This window comes from Paenibacillus sp. JT31N11 (genome assembly GCF_056269285.1).
This window is the reverse complement of the sequence record NZ_JBWDNQ010000005.1, coordinates 343,205-363,738: the sequence shown is the minus strand read 5'-3', so window position 1 is coordinate 363,738 and position 20,534 is coordinate 343,205. Positions and strand designations below refer to the sequence as shown.

The 20,534-nt window shown below is 51.8% G+C and carries 15 protein-coding genes; 1 reads left to right on the top strand and 14 read right to left on the bottom strand.

Going from position 1 to position 20,534, the window contains the following annotated elements; all coding sequences use genetic code 11:
• Positions 1–75: 75 nt before the first annotated feature.
• On the bottom strand, positions 76–603 hold the full coding sequence (locus AC0YNV_RS20235) for a CDP-alcohol phosphatidyltransferase family protein (RefSeq protein WP_475769629.1): 528 nt from the start codon (positions 601–603) through the stop codon (positions 76–78).
• 315 nt (positions 604–918) lie between these two features.
• Between AC0YNV_RS20235 and AC0YNV_RS20230 the strand changes: the two genes are divergently transcribed.
• Positions 919–3,264, top strand: a complete 2,346-nt coding sequence (locus AC0YNV_RS20230) for an Ig-like domain-containing protein (protein WP_475769628.1) — start codon at positions 919–921, stop codon at positions 3,262–3,264.
• A 137-nt stretch (positions 3,265–3,401) separates the two neighbouring features.
• On the opposite strand, the gene AC0YNV_RS20225 is transcribed toward AC0YNV_RS20230, so the two are convergent.
• From AC0YNV_RS20225 to nuoL, 13 genes are all read right to left on the bottom strand, one after another.
• Positions 3,402–3,767: a DNA-directed RNA polymerase subunit beta gene (locus tag AC0YNV_RS20225; protein WP_210039030.1), complete on the bottom strand. Its 366-nt coding sequence runs from the start codon at positions 3,765–3,767 to the stop codon at positions 3,402–3,404.
• A 16-nt stretch (positions 3,768–3,783) separates the two neighbouring features.
• A complete protein-coding gene (locus AC0YNV_RS20220) occupies positions 3,784–4,605 on the bottom strand; it encodes a flagellar hook-basal body protein (RefSeq protein ID WP_475769627.1) in 822 nt (273 codons plus the stop codon).
• Between the two features lie 72 nt (positions 4,606–4,677).
• Positions 4,678–5,748: a flagellar hook-basal body protein gene (locus AC0YNV_RS20215; protein WP_475769626.1), complete on the bottom strand. Its 1,071-nt coding sequence runs from the start codon at positions 5,746–5,748 to the stop codon at positions 4,678–4,680.
• Between the two features lie 298 nt (positions 5,749–6,046).
• Entirely contained in the window at positions 6,047–7,036 is a 990-nt protein-coding gene (mreB, locus tag AC0YNV_RS20210; protein ID WP_210039033.1) for a rod shape-determining protein, read from the bottom strand.
• Between the two features lie 103 nt (positions 7,037–7,139).
• Positions 7,140–7,427, bottom strand: a complete 288-nt coding sequence (gene spoIIID / locus AC0YNV_RS20205; protein ID WP_188997743.1) for a sporulation transcriptional regulator SpoIIID — start codon at positions 7,425–7,427, stop codon at positions 7,140–7,142.
• A gap of 216 nt (positions 7,428–7,643) precedes the next feature.
• Complete coding sequence (locus tag AC0YNV_RS20200; RefSeq protein WP_475769625.1) at positions 7,644–8,399, bottom strand: peptidoglycan DD-metalloendopeptidase family protein; 756 nt, start codon at positions 8,397–8,399, stop codon at positions 7,644–7,646.
• 135 nt (positions 8,400–8,534) lie between these two features.
• Positions 8,535–9,746 carry a stage II sporulation protein D gene (gene spoIID / locus AC0YNV_RS20195; protein ID WP_475769624.1) on the bottom strand — a complete coding sequence of 404 codons (1,212 nt, stop codon included), beginning with the start codon at positions 9,744–9,746 and terminating at the stop codon, positions 8,535–8,537.
• A 279-nt stretch (positions 9,747–10,025) separates the two neighbouring features.
• Positions 10,026–11,492: a UDP-N-acetylglucosamine 1-carboxyvinyltransferase gene (gene murA / locus AC0YNV_RS20190; RefSeq protein ID WP_210039035.1), complete on the bottom strand. Its 1,467-nt coding sequence runs from the start codon at positions 11,490–11,492 to the stop codon at positions 10,026–10,028.
• Positions 11,493–11,709: 217 nt separating this feature from the next.
• The gene (locus tag AC0YNV_RS20185) at positions 11,710–11,961 is read right to left on the bottom strand and encodes a DUF1146 family protein (protein WP_210039036.1); all 252 of its coding nucleotides are present in this window, start codon (positions 11,959–11,961) and stop codon (positions 11,710–11,712) included.
• 45 nt (positions 11,962–12,006) lie between these two features.
• Positions 12,007–15,144, bottom strand: a complete 3,138-nt coding sequence (locus AC0YNV_RS20180; RefSeq protein WP_475769623.1) for a S8 family serine peptidase — start codon at positions 15,142–15,144, stop codon at positions 12,007–12,009.
• Positions 15,145–15,435: 291 nt separating this feature from the next.
• Entirely contained in the window at positions 15,436–17,025 is a 1,590-nt protein-coding gene (locus AC0YNV_RS20175) for an NADH-quinone oxidoreductase subunit N (protein ID WP_475769622.1), read from the bottom strand.
• A 3-nt stretch (positions 17,026–17,028) separates the two neighbouring features.
• A complete protein-coding gene (locus AC0YNV_RS20170) occupies positions 17,029–18,660 on the bottom strand; it encodes a complex I subunit 4 family protein (RefSeq protein ID WP_475769621.1) in 1,632 nt (543 codons plus the stop codon).
• Positions 18,660–20,531 (bottom strand): NADH-quinone oxidoreductase subunit L, encoded by a 1,872-nt coding sequence (gene nuoL / locus AC0YNV_RS20165; RefSeq protein ID WP_475769620.1) that lies wholly within the window; start codon positions 20,529–20,531, stop codon positions 18,660–18,662. Before nuoL ends, AC0YNV_RS20170 begins: the two co-directional genes overlap by 1 nt.
• Positions 20,532–20,534: the final 3 nt, after the last annotated feature.

Genomic DNA, 20,534 nt, shown 5'->3' with positions numbered 1-20,534 from the left:
GAGCCTCCTCAAAAGGATGGGGGCAAGAGAAGGAATGTCCATCGACACGTTTTCGGGAAGAGCCCTGAAGCCGATTTATTCGGCTTTGCCAAGTTTCTCCTCCCTGTTGAGAGCGACAAACAGGAAAATATAAATAAATGATGTGATAAACGAAAAAATAATAACAGCCCACAGATAGGCAGTGGCATATGAAAGCTCAAAGAAAATAAACATGATCGCCACGTAATAAAGCACCGTTGTCAACTTGCCCATCCAGTTGGCCGGTACCGTTTTTTTCCCCCGAAAATGAAAGAAAGCAGAACCTATGATCATCCCCAAATCTCTAATGAAGATAGCCGCACCCGCGCTCCAGGAAATAAGTTCGGTGAAGAGCAGCGACAAAATGACGGTGATCATCATCGTTTTATCTGCCAATGGATCCAGCATGGAACCCAGATTCGTCACTTGATTATTCCTGCGCGCTAAATATCCATCCAGAATATCGGTCAAACCGGCGGCCACCATGATGAAAAATGCCGTAATCATATGTCCTGCTGCAAAAATGAAGACGTAAACCGGAATTAATATAAACCGCAGCATTGTCAACATATTCGGCAGATTCAAACGCTCACGCCTCCTTATTTTTACTGGATGACGCTTCAAAGTTCCTCAACCATTATACCTCTAGCCCAGGAAAAATAAAACTACTTGGCTATGGCGCTGCCCTCGTTTCCCCACGGTTTTTATGCTTTTCATCCCATTTTCAATCCGCCCCGCCAAAGTCAATCCAAATGAAAACGTAACGCCCGTTTACAAAAAAGATACTGTCCTGGTCTAAACTTTCCTTCCATACTGACCGAAAATGATAGTACACCTAAGTGTATTACTTTGAATTCTGTCAAGAAAGCAAGCTAATTGAGTCAGGAGGATTAAAGCATTTTGAAAAAAACCATCCGTAAACTATCTGTTACCGCACTGGTCTTCGTTCTCTGCATGACCGGGCTCGCATCCGTCGTCGGTGCGGCAGCGGAAGTCACCTTGTCCAAATTATTGCTGTCCGTAAATGAGCTTTCACTGGAAGTCGGCGACAGCTCTACTTTGACAGCCACTGGGGTATATTCCGACGGAACGACCAAGAACTTGACGGCCCTCGCAGACTGGAGCGGCGAGAAGGCATCGGTAGCCACCGTATATAATGGAACCATTACCGCCAAATCCGAAGGTTCCGTAACCATAGTTGCTGCTTATGGAGACTTGGTGCAATCCGTTCAAGTTACCGTAACCAAGAAGGTTAAAGCCTTGACGAAAGATACGCAAATTCTCAATCTCCGCAAAAATGAATCGGGCGCGATCAAGTTGACCGCCACGTATAGCGACAACTCGACTCAGGATGTGGCAAGCATCGCGGATTGGTCCTCCAGCAACGAGAAGGTTGCGACCGTTCTGAACGGCAGCGTGACCGGAATCAGCTCCGGCTCGGCAACCATAAGCGCCACACTCGGCAAGAAAACGGTGACCATAGATGTCAATGTAGAGCTGGTCAATCGCATTGCCGTAAACAAATCCAAATTGTCCTTGCTGCTTAAAGGATCAGAAACCGTGGTTCTTACAGCGACATACCCGGACGGCACTACCAAAGATGTGACGGCCGATGCCAAATGGTCTTCCAGCGACGATCAGGTTGCTGATGCGCTTAAGGGCGTCATTACCGGCTATGCAGCGGGAACAGCTGTTATTACAGCCTCCTATGGCACAAAAACGACAAGCATCACTGTCGATGTCGACAAGACAATCGCATTGAATGTGGACCAGGACAGCATCTTCCTTCATATTAAAGGCACACCCCAGCAATTGAAGGTAACTGCCCAATACGCCGATGGCCGCAACTCAGATATCACCAATGACGCAGAGTGGACCTCCAGCGACGAAACGGTCGCATATGTCAGCAATGGACTGGTCACCGGTTACAAGTCGGGCTCAGCTGTCATAACGACCAAGTACAACGGCAAGTCGGTTGACATCGACGTCGATGTTGAAGTCGTCAATCATCTGGATGTCAGCCCGGTTAAAGTCGTAATGAGTGCTGGTGATACCGGCAATCTCGCACTGATTGCGACCTATGCCGATGGAAAACCCGAAGATATAACCGAAAAAGCCGATTGGAGCTCGGATAATGAGGATGTAGCCTATGCATCCAAAGGCTTGATAACGGCCTATAAGTCAGGTACCGCCCAGATTAGCGGCTCCTACGGCGGAAAAACGATCAAGGTAACCGTTTATGTTGATGTACCAAGTAAATTGACTACCAGCTCCAAGGAAGTGAATGTGGAGGTTAATGGTGAATACCAAGCTACTCTAACAGCCGTATACTCCGACGATTCGACCGCAATCATAACATCCAAAGCAAAATGGACAACATCGGACGAAGCTATTGCCGAAGTCGAGGCCGGCAAAATTACCGGACTTGCTGAAGGCACAGCTACAATAACAGCCGATTATAATGGCGTGACTGCCAAAATAACCGTCAAGGTTGGCTTAGCCAAAGAGCTTGAAGCCAATGTTACATTGGTCTCATTGGCTCTTAACGATACGGAGCAAATTACTTTGGAAGCAACCGACGCTTCCGGAAAAGTCACAGACGTTACTGCAGACGCAAAATGGAGCTCCAGCAGAGCTACGATTGCTGATGTGAAGAAAGGGCTCGTCAAAGCCATAGCGAAGGGAACAGCAACCATTACAGCCACCTACGGGGGGCAGAGCGCTGCTATCGCGGTTGAAGTCGACCAGATCACCAGAATCGAAGCATCGGTATTCAACGTTTCGCTCAAATCCGGCAAGTTCGAGCAGATTGCCGTTACAGTGACGTATAACAACGGTAAAATCAAGGATGTCACCGCACTCGCAGAATGGAAGACATCCAATTATTTGGTGGCCACCGCCAAAAGCGGTAAGATCATGGCAGTCGGCTACGGTAAAGCATCAATCTCTGCTACCTATGCGGGTAAAACGGTCAAAGTACCGATTGATGTGGACACCTTAAAATATTTTGAAACGAGCGAGGTCAGCCTGACGCTCACTCCTGGCAAGCAAGTACAGGTGATCTCAACAGCAACCTACGCCGATCAGACTGAAGCCGACGTTTCCAAAGCCGCACAGTGGGCTTCCTCCAAAGTGACGGTTGCCACCGCCAAGGACGGCATCATCAAAGCGACCGGGAAAGGGAAAGCGACCATAACCGTCAGCTTTGCAGGCAAGAAGGCCAAAATTCTCGTTACCGTCAATTAATCATATTTGACACAATTCAAAAAGCCGATCGCGGAATGCTCCGCGATCGGCTTTTCTCAGTCACCTGAGAACCTTACTCAGACATGCAAATAACCCTCTGCTCCAGGCGAGCAGAAGGAAATAAATGGGACCAAACTCTACGAATCAGCAAATATTAAATCATACATATGCTTCCAGGTGTCCCATACAAATATGTCTTCTCCAGGCCTCTTTCCGAGCATGGAATAGCCGATATACATCCCGCCGAGTATCGCAATGATACAAAGCGCGGGTACGATGCTTTTCCGCAGCAGCCAAAACAGGATGCGCAGCCCAAGATTCCTTTTGGAACGCGTATTCTTGCCCACCTGCCGCTCGTCGCCAGCCTCCTGGCCACGCTGCTTGCGCGAATCATCCTCCGCCTCCGGCGCTTTGACGTTATCCGGAGCGGCGCGGAGCAGACTTTTTCGTTCCGGCCGTGAAACACCTTCCGTTTCAATAGCCGTCTGTTTTTTTATTTCCATTTCAGTTCACTCATTTCTAAGCGCGCATGTTGTTTGCGAGTCCCATCATGGTATCACTTGAGGACAAAGCTCTAGCGCTTAACTGATAAGCGCGCTGCACGTTAATCAGTTCGGTCATCTCATCGGTTAAATCAACATTGGATGCTTCCAGATAACCCTGGTTTACAGAGATGTCAATGTCAGGAGCAGCCGTCACGGTGCGAAGAACATCCGCTACGTTTAATCCATCCGCAAGGGCGAATAGATTATCGGCAACCGGCGAGAGCAGAGCCGGTTTTACTGCTTGAACGAGCTTCAGCTGGCCAAGCGCCAATGTATTTCCGTCAGCCAATACTCCCAGTACGGAGCCATCCTTGTCAAACTTAACCGACTTCACTTCAGCCGGTATCTCAATACGCTGATCATTGGTATCCAAAACAGGATACCCTTCCTTGGTTGTTAATATATTCATGCCATTATTGTCAAATGTCAGCTGAAAAGCTCCGTTGCGCGTATACGCCAGATTACCCGCGTCATCGGCCATCACCTCAAACAATGCATCGCCTTGTATCGCCACATCGTAAGGCTGATCGGTTTGCTGCAGCTGGCCCTGCGACAGATCCGGCTGGACCATTGTAAGGCGCGAGCCCCATCCCTGGTTGAAGCCCAGCGGCGTGAGCCTGCCAGGCTGCGCGAAAGCCTCCGGCTGCTGCTTCAAGGTGGTAAGCAGATCCTCGAATGAGCCTTGCTTGCGCTTATAACCGGTTGTATTAGCATTCGCAATATTATCGGCGAGTATGTCCAGCTTCTGCTGCAATCCGTTCATGGATACCATGGCATTGATCATTGAACTGTTCATGCGCCGTCTCCTTTGTTATCCAGGCTTCCATCTGCTTGGAATGCCTGCGGGGCTTATACAATACGATAAGGTCTAAACACGGCCCACTTCGTTAACTGCTTTGTCCAAACTGCGGTCGTAGAATTGAACCACCTTCTGATTCGCCTCATAAGCCCGCATGGCTGACATGAGATCAACCATGGATTGTGCCGAGTCGACATTCGAACGCTCTATGTAGCCTTGGCGAACCTCCACACGGTCAGCCGCATTCACAGGACGCGCATTGCCGGCATTGCCATTCAACGCGAATTTGCCGTCACCGCCACGCACCAGTTCATTCGGATCGTCAACCCGTGTCAGCAGAAGCTGACCGACATTGGAATCGGGTCCATGAACAAGCTGATTCTGTCCATTCAACTCCAGCTGGTTCAATACGATTCCCTGCGGCAGCTGAATCGGCGCTCCATCGGTTCCAATCACTCTTGTTCCATTGGCTATCCGAACAAGAAATCCCTGCCCGTCCTGCCTGACCTGATTCATCGCAACACCCTGAGGAAACTCAATCGGCTCTCCACCCGCTCCCAGCACTTTTGAACCTGCCGACAGAGACAGGAAACCTTGATCCCCTAACGTCAGCTGGTCCATCGAAATCCCCTGCGGCAGCTGAATCGGCGCTCCATCCACACCAAGTACTCTTGAGCCGTCGGCCATAGCCAGAAATCCCTGCTCGTCCAGCTTAAATGAACCATCGCGCGTATACCGCGTTTCTCCGCTCACATCCTGTACCGTGAAAAAGGCTTGAGGCTGAAAAGTCAGTTGGCCATCAGGCGCTACATATTTGCCGGATTCATCAAACTGAATGCCCGGCACTTCGATATCCGATAGTATGGCAAAATCAGACGGCTGACCGGTTTGCGTCAAATCGCCCTGCAGCTGAATTTGCAAGCTCTCCTCGGCAAAAACACCAGTGTTGATTTTCCCGATCGGACCGTTTGAATTTTCTGTTCCTGTGAGCTGCAGCAGCATTTCCGGAAATGACCGGGTGACTGCGTTATTTTGCTTATAACCGGGGGTATTTATGTTCGAGATATTGTTCGTGACGGTATCATGGCGATGCTGCTGGGCAATCATGCCCGCTGCAGCCGTGTATAGACCTCTTAACATGGACTTGGAACCTCCCGAGAGCTTCTACCGTGAAAGCTGGCTTCGCAAACCTCAACTCAAGCTTTCGCTAGGAGCGCTGACTTCGTAAGTATATGCTGTGTTTGTTCAAAGAAACACATGAAACGGGCGAAACGAATACATATACCTATATATCGGCAGAAAAACGAGCAGGGTGAATAGTATATTCCTATGTCTTTAGGCTCATTTACGCTTCTCGGCACGCCCCCCTTTTGGCGTCCTACCCAAGCGCAGCGCAACCTGGCTCTGTTCATCTGTTGGCGAGCTTAGAGAACCTAGCTTATTTCTTCATCCGGTCCAAATGATCCAGCAGCAGCCCTGTTCCCTTTACTACACAATGCATAGGGTTCTCAGCGATAAGAACCGGAACGCGCAGTTCTTCTGCCAGCAGCGTATCCAACCCGCTGAGCAGTGCGCCGCCTCCGGTAAGAATAACGCCGCGGTCAATAATGTCTGCCGAAAGCTCGGGCGGAGTCTGCTCCAGCACGGATTTGGCTGCCGCCACGATGTGCGAGACCGGTTCCCAAAGAGCTTCCCTTACTTCTTCGGAGTGAATCGTGACTGTAAGCGGCAAGCCCGATACCATATCCCTTCCGCGAATATCGACTTCTTCCCTGCGGCCGTCCTGATAAACCGTTCCGATCTGTATCTTGATATGCTCGCTAGTCCGCTCGCCGATCAGGAGCTTGTACTTGTTTTTGATATACTTCATAATCGCCTCGTCAAATTTGTCCCCGGCGACCTTAATAGAAGAGGCGGTAACGACATCGCCCATAGAAAGAACGGCTACATCTGTCGTTCCGCCACCAATATCCACGACCATATTGCCGCTTGGCTGATAAATATCCATTCCGGCGCCGATCGCAGCCGCTTTAGGCTCTTCCTCCAAGAACACGTCCCTTGCTCCGCTCCGCTCTGCTGCCTCACGAATTGCTTTTTGCTCCACCGATGTTATATTAGTGGGGGCGCAAATAAGAATTCGTGGGCGGCTGTACCACGAACGGCCGCCCACACGATCAATAAAAGACTTCAGCATGATTTCGGTAATTTCAAAGTCTGCGATAACGCCGTCGCGAAGGGGCCGGATGGCAATGATATTGCCGGGCGTACGCCCCACCATACGATGCGCTTCTTCGCCAACAGCGAGCACGCGCTTTGTTTCGCTTTCGATCGCCACGACCGAAGGCTCATCCAATACAATGCCCCTTCCTTTCACATGAATGGACACATTAGCCGTGCCTAGATCAATTCCAATGTCCTTGCTAAACATAAGTCTGAAGTCCCCCAGAACGAATAGTAGTCGATGCAAAAATCATATCGTACTGTATTCGCTGAATTGAACGAAATTCCTCTATTTTTGTAGAAAAAATCGCTTACGATTTTGCTGCGGCAAGGACTTCGCGTTTACGACCGCTTGTTTTCTTATACTTTATTTTTGTCGCCTCTCCCCCCCTTAGGTGCCGGATCGATTTATGGTATTCCAGTATGTGTTTCACCTGGTCCGCCAAATCGGGATTGATTTCCGGTAATCGCTCCGTCAAATCCTTGTGCACCGTGCTTTTCGAGACGCCAAACTCTTTGGCAATCGTTCGTACCGTATGCTTCGTCTCGACGATACAACGGCCGATCTTTATGGTCCGTTCCTTGATGTAATCGTGCACGCTCCCGCCTCCCTACTCGAGATAGTTTGGTACATTATATGAGGGGTACGGGTATATATTCTTTATGTCCAAGCCTGACAAGCTCAACTTATGCAAATATTTTCAAAAACGCAGGCCGCAAGGCTTATCCCAAGGTCCCGAAAATAAGCAAAAAGACAGGGTTTCCCCTGCCTTTTCACACTTTCGCTCTTGACCTGCTCAATTTTATTCTGTTTTTTATTGAGCGGCGTCCGCGGAGGCCAGGGTCAGCAGCGTACTCGGGTTGATTGCCTTGCCGTCTTGACGAACCTCGAAGTGCAAATGCGTACCCAGATCCTTCTCAAGCTCGCTGCGGCCAGCTCTTGCAATCAGCGTGCCCTGTTTCACATCGTCACCGACTTTGACCTGTACATCGCTAAGGCTTTGGTACACGGTCACCAGACCGTCCGCATGCTTGATCTCAACAATGCTGCCATTCAGCGGATGCTGCTCCGCTACCGTTACTTTACCGCTGAGCGCTGCGTTGACATCAAAGGTTTTGTCATCCGCGTTGGCCAGATCAATCCCCATATTGCCCATAAACGTATTCCCTGATTGAATCAAAGCCGCCTGGCGTTCTTCACTTGGCGCCTTCTCATCATAGAAAGGGGACACTACTTCCAGCTGCGTGTAGTCAGCCGGCCACTGCATAGTCTCGTTCGCAGAAGCGATGACTTCCAGCGTGTCTTCCGTTTCGGTCGTGTCAGCAGTTTCATCCGTCGTACCTTGGCTTACCGCAGAGTCGGTGGTTGTCGGTGCAGTCGTAGTTGTTTCATCCGCCCCCTGGTAAATCCACATTAAGGTTACGATAATTGCTGCCGCGGCCATGAACGCTGCTGGTGCTGTCCATTTCTTCGACAGCAGCTTTCTCCATGCAGAAGGTTTGACGGCAGTTCCTCCCATAGCAGTTTTGGGAGAGTCTTCATTGAGCTTTGGTTTGTTTTGATCATTCATTGTTCTATCACCTCACTAGCCATTGTTGCCACAACCTAGCAGTTTATACGTGAGGGCCAAACATTTTTGAAAGATTGTCAGAAAGCGGGCGTGGCAGTTGATCTCGCGGCCTGCCTGGCCGCAGCGTACATCCTATTAACCTCCTGCGCCTAATAACCTGGATCTTTGCTGCAAGACTAGCGCCGATAACGGAAGCTTCGAAGCTTGCTCCACCTTTGTTCCGGAATAGTAGTGAGTCACAATTTGCACCGCACCGATGCCGTTCTTTGCCATTCCGTCGGCTCCCCATTGACTCATGCCCACGCCGTGTCCATAACCAAATGTGGTGAAAGTAATTTCATCATCGTCCTGGATAGACCACGAGAACTGTGAAGATGCAAGCCCAAGCTTCTCACGCACCTCGCGGCCGCTGAGAGTCTTTCCGCCTACAGCAACCGTTTTGATCCGTTTGCCCTCGGTGGTTTCCAGAATCCGCATCGATCTCGCTGCGCTTTTCTTCACTCCCAGCTTGTCTGCAAAGTCACCCAGCTTCATCGTTACCGTTTCTTTGTAACGCGGAGAGATCTCCTTATCCCAGGGACTCGCCACGCTTTGCAGATAGGGTACATCTATTTGCCAATAATCGGAGGCATTCTCGGTATAGCCGTTGCTGGTAGAGAAGAAAGCCGCCTCTATAGGCTCGCCTTTGTAGGTGATAATCTGCCCTTTCGTTTCCTCGACTGCACGGTTCAGCTTGTTCAGATTCGCTTCCCTCTCCGCCCCGTTCCAGCGGCTTAAAAGCTTGTTCAAGGACAAATAAACCTGATTCTGCACGGTGTCTGTCACATCGGCCGCTCCGCCTGACGGAGGAGTTATTCTCTCACCCGCGGCAAGGCGTCTGTAGATGTAAGTCCTGGCTGCTATCGCCTGCGCCTTGAGCGCCTCCAGTTCAAATTCAACAGGCATTTCCGCCGCAATTACGCCGCGCACATAAAGTTCAATGGGCAGTGTCTCGATACGCTTGTCCGCCGTGAGAAAAACCTGAACCCTCGTCCGTTCATACTCCGTTAGAGAATTCCCTTTGGAGCCTGTATAAACATCCCCATTGGGCCCATTGGCGGAACCTTTCCGGTCAGTTTCAGATGGTTGCGGGCTAACCTGTTCCCCTATACTCTCATCCGGCGCTTTTACAAGAGCAGACTCTATCTCTTCAATCTTCGTTTCCTTTATATCCCGCTGAGCGTTCATCAGTAAAGTACCTTTCCAAAGGACAATGGCTATCAGGCCCGCCGCAAACCCGCCCCACCAACGCCTTGCCCCTCTCCGCCAGCTGCGGCGCCGTCCGGTCTGCCATCTCATCTGATTCATTGCACACTCCTTCCCCGACCTGTCCGGTTCTATTCTTCCTGCTCTCTTAAGACATCCGCTGCTCTATAGTCTATGAGGTGTTTTAGTAGGATAGTACCGAAAGGAATGGGATACGGTCATTAGATACAGAGGCGTAAACGATAGAAAGAGGCAGCGAATCACGTTGATCAATGGGGGGGGGGATTTACCTTACCTGCAAAGCGATCTGGAGGCAAAATAAATACCCCCTTCACCGCCTGTAACAAGCGGTGAAGGGGGTATTTTGTAAATAATGTCTGATTACGCCCAGGTTGGCTGAACCTTCATGCGGGCAACTTCTTTTTCGCGTTTGTAATCATGCTTCTCGGCAGCTGGCTCGGCCGACACTGCCGATATGATGACCTCGGGCGTCATCTCAGGCTGGGCCGGAAACATAATGACATCCTCCAGCGCCTTCGCATAAACCGGTTCCTGTGTGACGGCTGCCACTTCCGTGTCCCGCTCTTTATTCTCGTCGATACGGAAAATCGTGGCGCCCAGTCCCGCCAGCTTGCCCGTAATATCCACGTAACCACGGTCGACATGATGGATACCGGTAATTTCCGTTTCCCCCTCGGCACAGAGCGCTGCGCATACTAGCGCCGCACCCGCCCTCAGATCGGTGGCGCATACTTTGGCGCCCGTTAGGGCAAATCCGCCGCTGACAATCGCTGTGCGGCCTTCTACCTTGATTTGAGCACTCATCTTCTGGAACTCCTCCACATGCATGAAGCGGTTCTCGAAGACGGTCTCCGTCACGATGCTTGTGCCCTCCGACATCATCAGCAGCGCCATCATCTGCGATTGCATATCCGTCGGAAATCCGGGATAAGGCAATGTCTTGACATCCACAGCCTTCAGCCTGCCCGGGGCACTGACACGAAGACCGTTATCAGTCTCCATGATCTCGACGCCCATCTCCTGCAGCTTGGAGATCACAGGGGCCAGATGGTCGGCAATCGCACCATCTATATGTATATCTCCACCGGTTATTGCCGCTGCAATCATATAAGTCCCCGCCTCAACGCGGTCGGGAATCACCGTATGTGCAACGCCGGACATTTGTTCAACGCCTTCAATCCGTATAATTCCGGTTCCGGCTCCGCGGACCTTTGCGCCCATCGCATTCAGATAATTGGCAAGATCCACGATTTCGGGTTCCTTGGCCGCATTCTCAATGGTTGTCGTTCCCTGCGCCAATGCTGCAGCCATCATAATATTTTCGGTCGCGCCGACACTGGCAACGTCCAGATATATTTTGGCACCTTTAAGACGGTTGGTTGTACGTGCTTCAATGTAGCCTTGACCTAAAATGATTTCTGCACCCATGGCCTCAAAGCCCTTCAAGTGCTGGTCAATAGGGCGCGTACCGATCGCGCAGCCGCCCGGCAGCGAAATTCTGGCACGGCCAAGACGGGCAAGCAAAGGCCCCATTACCAAAAATGATGCCCGCATCTTGCGGACCAGCTCATATGGAGCTTCAAAGGAGGTTAACTGCTGCGCGGATATCCGCATCGTCTCATTGTCGTATGTTAACTTGCCGCCTAATGCGGTAAGCACTTGTTGTATCGTTGTAACGTCGTCTAGATTAGGCACGTCATAAATGACGCTGTCGCCTTCTTGTGCCAATAACGTGGCAGCGAGAATCGGCAGAACGGCGTTTTTTGCCCCGCTCACTCGTACATTTCCGGATAATCGCTGGCCGCCGCGGACGATTATTTTGCTCATCTTAGGTTTCCCTCCGCGCGCAGTAGATTCGTCTAACTGATTGTGTAATATATGATACCATGTTTTCGGCACCCAACTTTCATCATAACATTTACCAACATAAAGCGACAAGCTTTATTTTCAGAATGTCAAAATTACCGTCATTTTATACCATTCGGAGCATGATTGGTTTTTGGTGCCGTCATATACTACCCATTGTTGACATGTTCCCTCGATGTTATTCGACAATTCCTCTAAGCAGATTGGACCATTGCCAGTAATCAATGACAAATCCAGCGAACAGATGTCCCAAAATAACAGCGATCATGACCTGCAGGAGACGGGCCCGGGTGCTTTTGGGACGACGCATGAATAAATCCAGTTTGACATCTTGAATGACATACCAAGCCAGTGTAATGCACATCAGCTCGATGACGATGGACACCAGCGCGTGCAGGCCTGCAGTGGCAACAACATTGTCCATATCCATTTCCTTGTTCACCTGACCTCATAGGTTTGACCGTACGTGCAAATACTATTGTAAAGCCCGCAGCAGCAAAGAAGCAAATTCAGCCCTGCTCGCGGTTTGCTCCGGTTTAAACTCCTGATCGGGATAACCGCCAATCAAGCCTTTTTGCTTCAGTGCAGCAAGAGATGCAGATGACCAGTGATTCATGTCCACGTCATTGTAGGGTGCCTTCAGCGGTTTGACTGTACTCAGACTTAGCGCCTTGACGAGCATAGCGGCCATCTCCTCGCGTGTAATGAAACGCTCCGGTCCGAATGTGCCGTCCGGATAACCGCTCGCCCACCTGGCTGTTACCGCCTGCGCGATAGCTCCGGCTGCCCAATATTTCGCGGGAACATCCCTATATTGTACCGCACCTGCCTTAGGCGGTTTAAAAGCGCGGACCAGCATGGATACCGCTTCGGCTCTGGTAATGCTCTCATCCGGCCGGAATTGGTAAGCGCCGCTGCCGGCGATAATCCCTTTTTTATTCAAGGCAACAATCGCTCCTTCGGCCCAATGTCCGGCAATATCGCGGTAACCCGCTACGATTTGATCCGCATCGATGCGAAGTCCGTAATATTGTTTGTCGAACGGGGCGCTTGCAGTCACTTTAATGTAATACAAGCCTGCTTCAAGCTTGGTCTCTGCGACGATTCCGGTCTCGCCCGGTTTGGATTGAAGAGTGGAAATTATTTTTTGGTGCTTATCCATGATAACTGCCTTTAATCTTACATCGGCAGGGATGCCGCTTACCTTTAGACCTACGACACTTCCAGCCCCAAGACGCAGCTGATACCAGTCTACATCCTGCGCATCGCCAATTACACCTGTGTAATCAGAACCTGAACTGACTGCTGTCGCTTCATAGGTTTTGTTGTTCGGTTCATTGGGATCCGTATATTTGGTTCTGAAATCCATTGCCAGCGTATACTGCCCGATGACCGGACTTGCCTGTGCGGACATGGCGTTATATACGCGAAAATAATAAGTCCCCGGAGTAATGCTCATCAGTTCGGAGGTCTCGATTGCACCTTCGCCATTCTCGTCCACTTCAAGCAGCGGCCCATCCTTTGATTGAATGGAAAGCGAGGGGTCGATCCGGACAGAATCCGTCGATAACGACAGCTTGAGCGTGCCTCCGGTCTCGAAATGGACCACATACCAGTCACGGTCACCCGTTTGATGAAAATTGCCGGCAATGGTCTGGGACCTTGGAGACAAAGTGAATCCCGAATACTGTTTATCATTGTTCTCATAGGCGTCTGCGCTCATCTCAAAGCTCGAGGTAAGCAGATAAGGAAGCACTGTTTGATTCTGGTTGTCTGTTAATTGAAGCTCAAAATAATTAATCCCTTTCCTAACCTTCCAGTCTGCGGTTTCATTGCCCAGCCTGGTCTCCTTCGTGCTCTGGGCATCGTCCCCGGTATAATGCGTCATGGTAACCGATGGCTGCGAGCCCTCTCCAGCCGTAATCCCTTGAAACTGGATAGACATTGTGCCATCATAAGGCGCATCAATTCTATACCAGTCACGGTCGGCATTCCCGCTGATTTCTGCGGCAATTTTGGTTCCTGCAGGGAACGCTGCCGCTTTATCACGGGTATTATTTGGCTCATATTGATCGGTCTTGAGCGAAGCTGTAACGGCCCGGTCAACGCTGAGCAGCCCATAGCCCGAGGCGTCATCGACACCCTTTTTCCCGATATCTTCCGCGCTCTGCCTGAGCGTCTCCCGGATTTGGTAAGGCTTGTAATCCGGATGCACCGCCCAGATAAGCGCGGCAGCAGCAGCAGCCTGCGGAGCAGACATCGAGGTCCCCTCCTCACGCGTATAACCGCCTCCAACCGCAGTAGTATATACGCTCCAAGGAGCAACGATATCCAGCTCCGGCCCTTTATTGGAACGCGGTTCCGCTTTGCCATCAGCCGTTACACCGCCTACAGCCAGCACGCTTGGATAAGCTGCGGGATATTTCACCTTGGCTCTGGATCCCAATGTTGCTCCGTCATTGCCGCTTGCGGCAACCAGCAGCACGCCTTTGGATTCGGCATACAAGGCGATGTCCTTCATATAAGGCGAATATCTGTACAGTCCAACGGAAAGAACAACAATCTTCGCGCCATGCTTCACGGCATACAAGATCGCCTCACCTAGACGCTCCTCATCTCCGTAGCCCTCTTCATCCAGCGCCTTGATAGGCATAATCCTGGCCTTCCACAGAATCCCGGATATCCCCTTTCCGTTATTGCCACTACCCGCCAGAACACCTGCCACTGCCGTGCCGTGACCATTATCATCTTCAGGGGCGTAGCCAGGATGAACGAGATTGGTGCCCTCAACAAGATTGTCCTTGAGATCCGGATGGTCCAGATCGACTCCGGTGTCTACGAGCGCAATCGTCAGACCAGTCTGGTCATGCACGGTCGACCATGCTTCCCTGGCCCCGATCTGATCCAGAAAATGCTGCTTGGGCAGCTCAGGGTCATTGGTGCTGACCACGCCGAGCAGCGTGACAGTGCTGCTCGGCTCCACATACGCAACACCTGGCGTTTGACGAAGCGTACGGAGCCATTCCCCGGTGTCGGTCCCCGGATCTTCAGGGCGAACGACATCCACGGCTGCAGACAATGACTGCCGGCTTATGACATGGGTCCCGGGAAGTATTCTCTCCTGCCCGGGGTCCCATTTGAGGAGCCAGCTTTGCGTTTCCCCTGAGGAGCCTCCTGCCGTCGTCAGCGGGCCTTCAGCAGCAGATAGATCAACTTGTACAGACTCGCCTCCCGGACGGCTTAGAACTGGAGATATAGTGCCCAGAGTGAGACTCCAGACTAGCAGCACGGCCAGCATAAAAAACCATCTGCGTGCAGCACGTCCTGACTGTGCTTTATGGGCATTCACAGTGACTGCGGAATCAGATCTCCGCTTCAAACGTTTCCACTCGTCCAAACGTTTATTTCCATACTGGTCAACTTCCGAGGCTGCATGTATATTCCCGTTGATCAGGGCCTGGTGAACCCCTGGCGGACAGAAGTAACCGGATTGGAGCATGGGCAAACAAGCCTGGCCAATACGGCCTTGCGCTCCAGTTGCAACCCTTCCGGCTTCGCCCTCTGGACTTCGGTTATTATTCGAATGCGGATCCCAGTATGGTTCGTTCATCATATTCTGCCTTTAACCTGCAAATTAGTGTTATGAAACCTTTTCGCGTTTTATGGTACATTCTCCTTTTGCCAATTTCTTTAAATCTTCATAAAGAGACCATAGACCTACATGGATTCCATTTACTTATCGATACTATGCATCTGCAAACCCGCTTCATTACCTTTTTGAAATATCCGAAATGTTAAATTTCACGGAAAGGTCCGGGATAAGGAAAAAAAAGCGGTCCAAGTCCCCTGTTCAGGGCCTGAACCGCTTTCCAGATCAGCGTACTTCATGTAGGTTGCAGACAAGCTAACTGCCAATACGCGTAAACAAGTCATTGACGACGGAAAAATGCTCATTGATCCAGCCCAGAACAGGACCGGGAACAATACCAAGCGCAACTGTCAAAACCGCGCTCAGCCAAATCACAATGCCTGTCGTCACCGGCACGGGAACCTCAGTATCCTGAGTCGCCGAGCGCATGAACATTTGCCGGACAATTCCGAAATAGAAATAATACGAAATGGCGCTGGTTGCCACCATGACCGCCACAATCCAGTAAGCCTGGGACTGGGCAGCGCCAAGCAGGATGAACAGCTTGCCGAAAAACCCGCCTGTAACCGGCAGTCCCGCCAGTGAAAGCACGAATACAATCATGGCCGCCGCTGTCCAGGGCGCCCGGTAATACAATCCGGCGAACCCGTTCAACTCATCATTGCCGGATGCCTTGCTCACAACAGTGATGACGGCGAACGCTCCGATATTCATCAACATATATACCGCCAGGTAGAACAGAAACTCGCTGAAATTGGACGTGTGATAGCCTTTGAAGGAGATCCCCAGCGGCACGAGCAGGTATCCTGCATTGGCTACACCCGAGAGCGCCATGAGCCGTTTCAGATTCACCTGACGCAGTGCTGCCGTGGAGCCGACGATCATCGCAGCGGCCGCCATAATAAGCAGCACGAGCAGCATATCGTCGGCAATGGGGGCATCCGGTGTATTGGCGAAGATCACGACATTATAGACGATCCGAAAGACAACAGCGAGCGCGGCGCCCTTGGAAACAACCGCGAGAAAAGCCGTAATCGGCGTCGGTGCGCCTTGATAGACGTCCGGAGCCCAAAGATGAAACGGCGCTGCTGCGATTTTGATGCCAAGCCCTGCGATAATGAAGAAAAAGGCGATATAGAGCAGTTCTTTGAAATCCGCAGCATGCTGCTGGACACCAATCGCAATGGCACCCAGATTCGTGGCGCCTGTGATCCCGTACAGATAAGACATTCCAAACAGGATCAGCGCGGATGAGATACCGCCGGTCACCACATATTTGAATGCAGCCTCGGCAGACTGGACGGCATGCTTTCGAATTCCAACCAGCACATAGGTTGTGATGCTGAGCAGCTCAAGACCTAGATACAAGGTGATCAAATCACCGGAAGAGGCCATCATCATGGCACCGACGACCGCCGGCAGCAGCAGGTAGTAGAATTCGCCTTTGTCGGGAATCTCCGCGCGCTTGACTGTTCCCAGGCTCAGGAGCACAATCAGCACCGTCGCCACCAGAAAAACGATTTTCAACAGGCTGGAGAATTGATCGATCCGGTAGCTGTCAGCCAGCAGACGGATCGCACCGCCTGTTGGCTCACCGTTGGCATTCGCAGAAAGCGGATGATTGACCAGATCGATTAACCGCCATATCACAAAACCAAGCGACGTCAATAGACCGGCAAGCGTGATCCAGCCAATAACCGCCCGGCTGGCTTGTCTTGGCATCGCCAGATCAATAATGACCAATACAATTGTGAAAACAATGAGAATCCATTCCGGGGCGAGATAGGCCGCATCGCTCCAGGTAAGAGGTTGAAGAGCCGGAAGCGGCTGTTGGGTAACATCCATTGTCTATCTCCCCACCTTCCCGTTAAGTTGCTGCAGCAAAGCGTCGAAGCCATGCTTCATCGGCTCGGTCAGCACGGCGGGGTACACCCCGATCAGCACAATGAATGCCAGCAGGGCAATCATCGGCACAGCCTCGATGAGCCTGGCATCGCGCAGTGATCCATAACGCTCCGATATCGGACCGAATGTAATCCCGAGCACGCTTCGCAGCACATACACTGCGGTCAGAATCACACCAAGCACAGCGACCGCCGTTAGGATACGCATCGATTCGAACAATCCCAGAAGCGAGAGGAACTCTCCGATAAAGCCCGATAATCCTGGCAGTCCCAGCGAGGCCATCCCAGCCGTCAGAAGAATGCCGCTGATAAACGGCAGGCTCTTGGCCAGGCCGCCCAGCTCGCTGAGCTCCGTGGTGCCGGTCCGCTCGTAGAGAATGCCGACAATAAGGAACAATAGCGCAGAGATAAAGCCGTGTGACACAAGCTGGACCATAGCCCCCTGCAGGCCAATTTCATTCAGGGAAGCAATACCCAGCATGACAATCCCCATATGGCTGATCGACGAGTAGGCAAGCACCAGCTTGAATTCCTTCTGCACCAGCGCCAGCACCGCACCGTACAGTATATTGATGACACCCAATATGGCGAGCACCACGGCCCAGTGGCTCGTCTGGAGCGGGAAGAGAAACACGCCGAAGCGGATAAGCCCGTAAGCCCCCATTTTGAGCAGGATGCCTGAATGAATCATGACAATCGAAGGGGGAGCCTCCGCATGGACACGCAGCATCCAGGTATGAAATGGAAAGATCGGCAGCTTGATGCCAAACGCAATCAGCAGCAGAATGAAGATCGACCAGCGCATCGTATCCGTCATGTAAAATGGATTGGACTGCCCTTGCGCGGCATCCGGCGGCATATTGACATACGAGTCGGGGTTGACCATGTTATCCTTGATCACTGCGTAATCACCGCTGTAGGACAGATGCGTGACCTGACCGCCTCCCGGCTGATCGACGGTGAAGCCTGCCGTGGATACAAGCAGAACAAAGGCAATCAGCATGATTGCTGAGCCGACACCATTATAAATCAGAAATTTATTGGCTGCCTTCTCCCGGTTCATATAGCCCCAGATTCCGATCAGGAAGAACATCGGAATCAAGGTGAGCTCGAAGAAGACGAAGAAGAGAAACACGTCTCTGGCCAGAAATACGCCGAGCATCCCGATTTCCAGCAGCAGAAACCACAAGTAGAAGGATTTCCAGCGTTTTTTAATATTGACTGAGGCGAGCGCCGCCATCGCGGCAACAATGGTTGTCAGCAGCAGCAGCGGCAGCGACAGCCCGTCGACGCCCAAATGATATTGAAATTTGAAAGCATAGGACGTCACCTCGCCGACTACTTCTTTGCTCAGCGACGCATCAACCCAGGTTGAATTCTCTTCATACGGCTTCCCGCCGCTCGCTCCTTCAAAATCGGCATACAGCCAGAGACTGAGCAGAAGCGGAATAAATGTAGCGGTGATCGCCGTTACCTTCAGCCAGCGGCTGCTCTGCTTGGGAAGCAAAAGCAGCACAATGATGCCCAGCAGCGGCGAAAAAACAATAAAGGACAGGATAGGAAGATCGGACAGCATTACCAGAACCTCCTTCCGACTACTGCAGCAATGAGAATTACAAGTCCAAGCACTGAAATCAGGCCATATGTCTGCACCTGGCCATTCTGCAGCCGGGTACCTCCGCGGCCCAATTGCAGCGCGGCTCCGCCAACCAGACGGACAATGCCGTCAACGATATAATGGTCAAAGGCGACCAATCCAGCTCCGAACGCCCGCAAAGAGCGGACAATAAGCACATGGTACAGCTCATCGATATAATATTTGCGTTCCAGCAATCTGACCAGCCATGCGGCACGGGATGATACAGCGTCGCGGGAAATCGTCCCTTTCACAAACACCAGCCAGCCCAGGTAAATGCCCAGCACTCCGATCGCCGTAGAGATGATCATGACAAGGCCCCCGCCCCCATGCTCGGTCTCCGCTCCATCGGTCAGCCATGAACCAAGCGTGTTATTCCACGGCGTCTGCACGAAGCCGGCAATAACTGCGAATACCGCGAGAATAATAAGCGGCAGCGTCATGGAGGAAGGCGACTCATGCGCATGCTGCTCTCCCTTGGGCTTGCCGGTGAAGACCAAGAAGAAGAGCCGGGACATGTAGAATGCGGTAAAGAAGGCAGCCGCCACGCCGACAACAAACAGCACCGGCTTCTCGTGCAGCGCCGTTGTCAGGATCGCGTCCTTGGACCAGAATCCGGAGAATGGCGGTATGCCCGAAAGTGCCAGTGCGCCAATGCCGAAGGTCCAGGCGGTAATGCGCATTTTCGAACCCAGACCGCCCATTTCATGGATATTCTGGGTATGCACGGCATGGATGACGCTGCCCGCTCCAAGGAACAGTAGCGCTTTGAAGAATGCGTGCGTAAACAGATGAAAGATTCCGCCGGTAAGCGAGCCAAGACCAAGCGCCATCATCATGTAGCCCAATTGGCTGACGGTCGAGTACGCCAGGATGCGTTTGATATCGTTCTGCGCAACACCAATCGTCGCCGCGAAAATCGCCGTAAAGGCACCCACATAAGCGACTGTATCCATTGCGGCCTGCGAAGCCTGGAAGATATCAAACGTGCGCGCAACCAGATACACGCCGGCGGCAACCATCGTTGCGGCATGAATCAGGGCGCTGATCGGCGTCGGACCTTCCATGGCGTCGGGCAGCCACACATGCAGCGGAAACTGCCCTGATTTGCCGATAGCGCCGACAAAAATAAGAATGGCAATCAGCGTCGTGACGCTTGCGGCGATTGCGCCTGTCTGTCCGTCGAAGACGTTCTGAATATGTACAAAATCCAGCGCGTGGTCCGGCATATACCAGTAAAGCAGCAGAATGGCAATCAGCAAGCCGGCATCGCCAATCCGCGTCACGATAAAGGCTTTCTTGGCCGCAGCCACGGCCTCGGGCTTCGTATACCAGAAGCCTACGAGCAGGAACGAGCATACGCCGACAAGCTCCCAGAAGACGTAAAGCGTCAGCATGTTGTCCGCGAGCACAAGTCCCAACATCGAGAACGTGAACAGCGCGACATAACTGAAGAAGACGGATATCCTCTCGTCGCCTTTCATATAACCGGCTGAATAGACGTTCACCAGGAAGCTGACTGCCGTCACCACAACAAGCATGAGGGCCGTCAGGTTCGTTACCTCGAAGCCTGCATTGATTTGAATGCTACCCAGGTCAATCCATTTGAAGCTGTACTGGTAGTAGGATGCGCCGTCGCTCATATGCTCCACCAGCACAAGAATGGACACGACCAGCGAAGCAAGGGAAGCGACAATGCCTACTGTTGTGCCAATGAGGCTTTGATTGCGGCCAAAGGCGAGCAGCAGCAGAAAAGCGACGAACGGAAACAGCGGAATGAGCCAGGCAACCTGTGAGAACATGGTTTCCAAATC

Excerpts from the sequence above, each read along its gene's own strand:
- AC0YNV_RS20200 (WP_475769625.1), bottom strand. The coding sequence starts at position 8,399 with ATGAATGATCAAAACAAACCAAAGCTCAATGAAGACTCTCCCAAAACT.
- spoIID (WP_475769624.1), bottom strand. The coding sequence starts at position 9,746 with ATGAATCAGATGAGATGGCAGACCGGACGGCGCCGCAGCTGGCGGAGA.
- AC0YNV_RS20175 (WP_475769622.1), bottom strand. The coding sequence starts at position 17,025 with ATGGATGTTACCCAACAGCCGCTTCCGGCTCTTCAACCTCTTACCTGG.
- AC0YNV_RS20185 (WP_210039036.1), bottom strand. The coding sequence starts at position 11,961 with ATGGATATGGACAATGTTGTTGCCACTGCAGGCCTGCACGCGCTGGTG.
- AC0YNV_RS20225 (WP_210039030.1), bottom strand. The coding sequence starts at position 3,767 with ATGGAAATAAAAAAACAGACGGCTATTGAAACGGAAGGTGTTTCACGG.
- AC0YNV_RS20170 (WP_475769621.1), bottom strand. The coding sequence starts at position 18,660 with ATGCTGTCCGATCTTCCTATCCTGTCCTTTATTGTTTTTTCGCCGCTG.
- AC0YNV_RS20215 (WP_475769626.1), bottom strand. The coding sequence starts at position 5,748 with ATGTTAAGAGGTCTATACACGGCTGCAGCGGGCATGATTGCCCAGCAG.
- AC0YNV_RS20220 (WP_475769627.1), bottom strand. The coding sequence starts at position 4,605 with ATGAACAGTTCAATGATCAATGCCATGGTATCCATGAACGGATTGCAG.
- murA (WP_210039035.1), bottom strand. The coding sequence starts at position 11,492 with ATGAGCAAAATAATCGTCCGCGGCGGCCAGCGATTATCCGGAAATGTA.
- mreB (WP_210039033.1), bottom strand. The coding sequence starts at position 7,036 with ATGTTTAGCAAGGACATTGGAATTGATCTAGGCACGGCTAATGTGTCC.
- AC0YNV_RS20180 (WP_475769623.1), bottom strand. The coding sequence starts at position 15,144 with ATGATGAACGAACCATACTGGGATCCGCATTCGAATAATAACCGAAGT.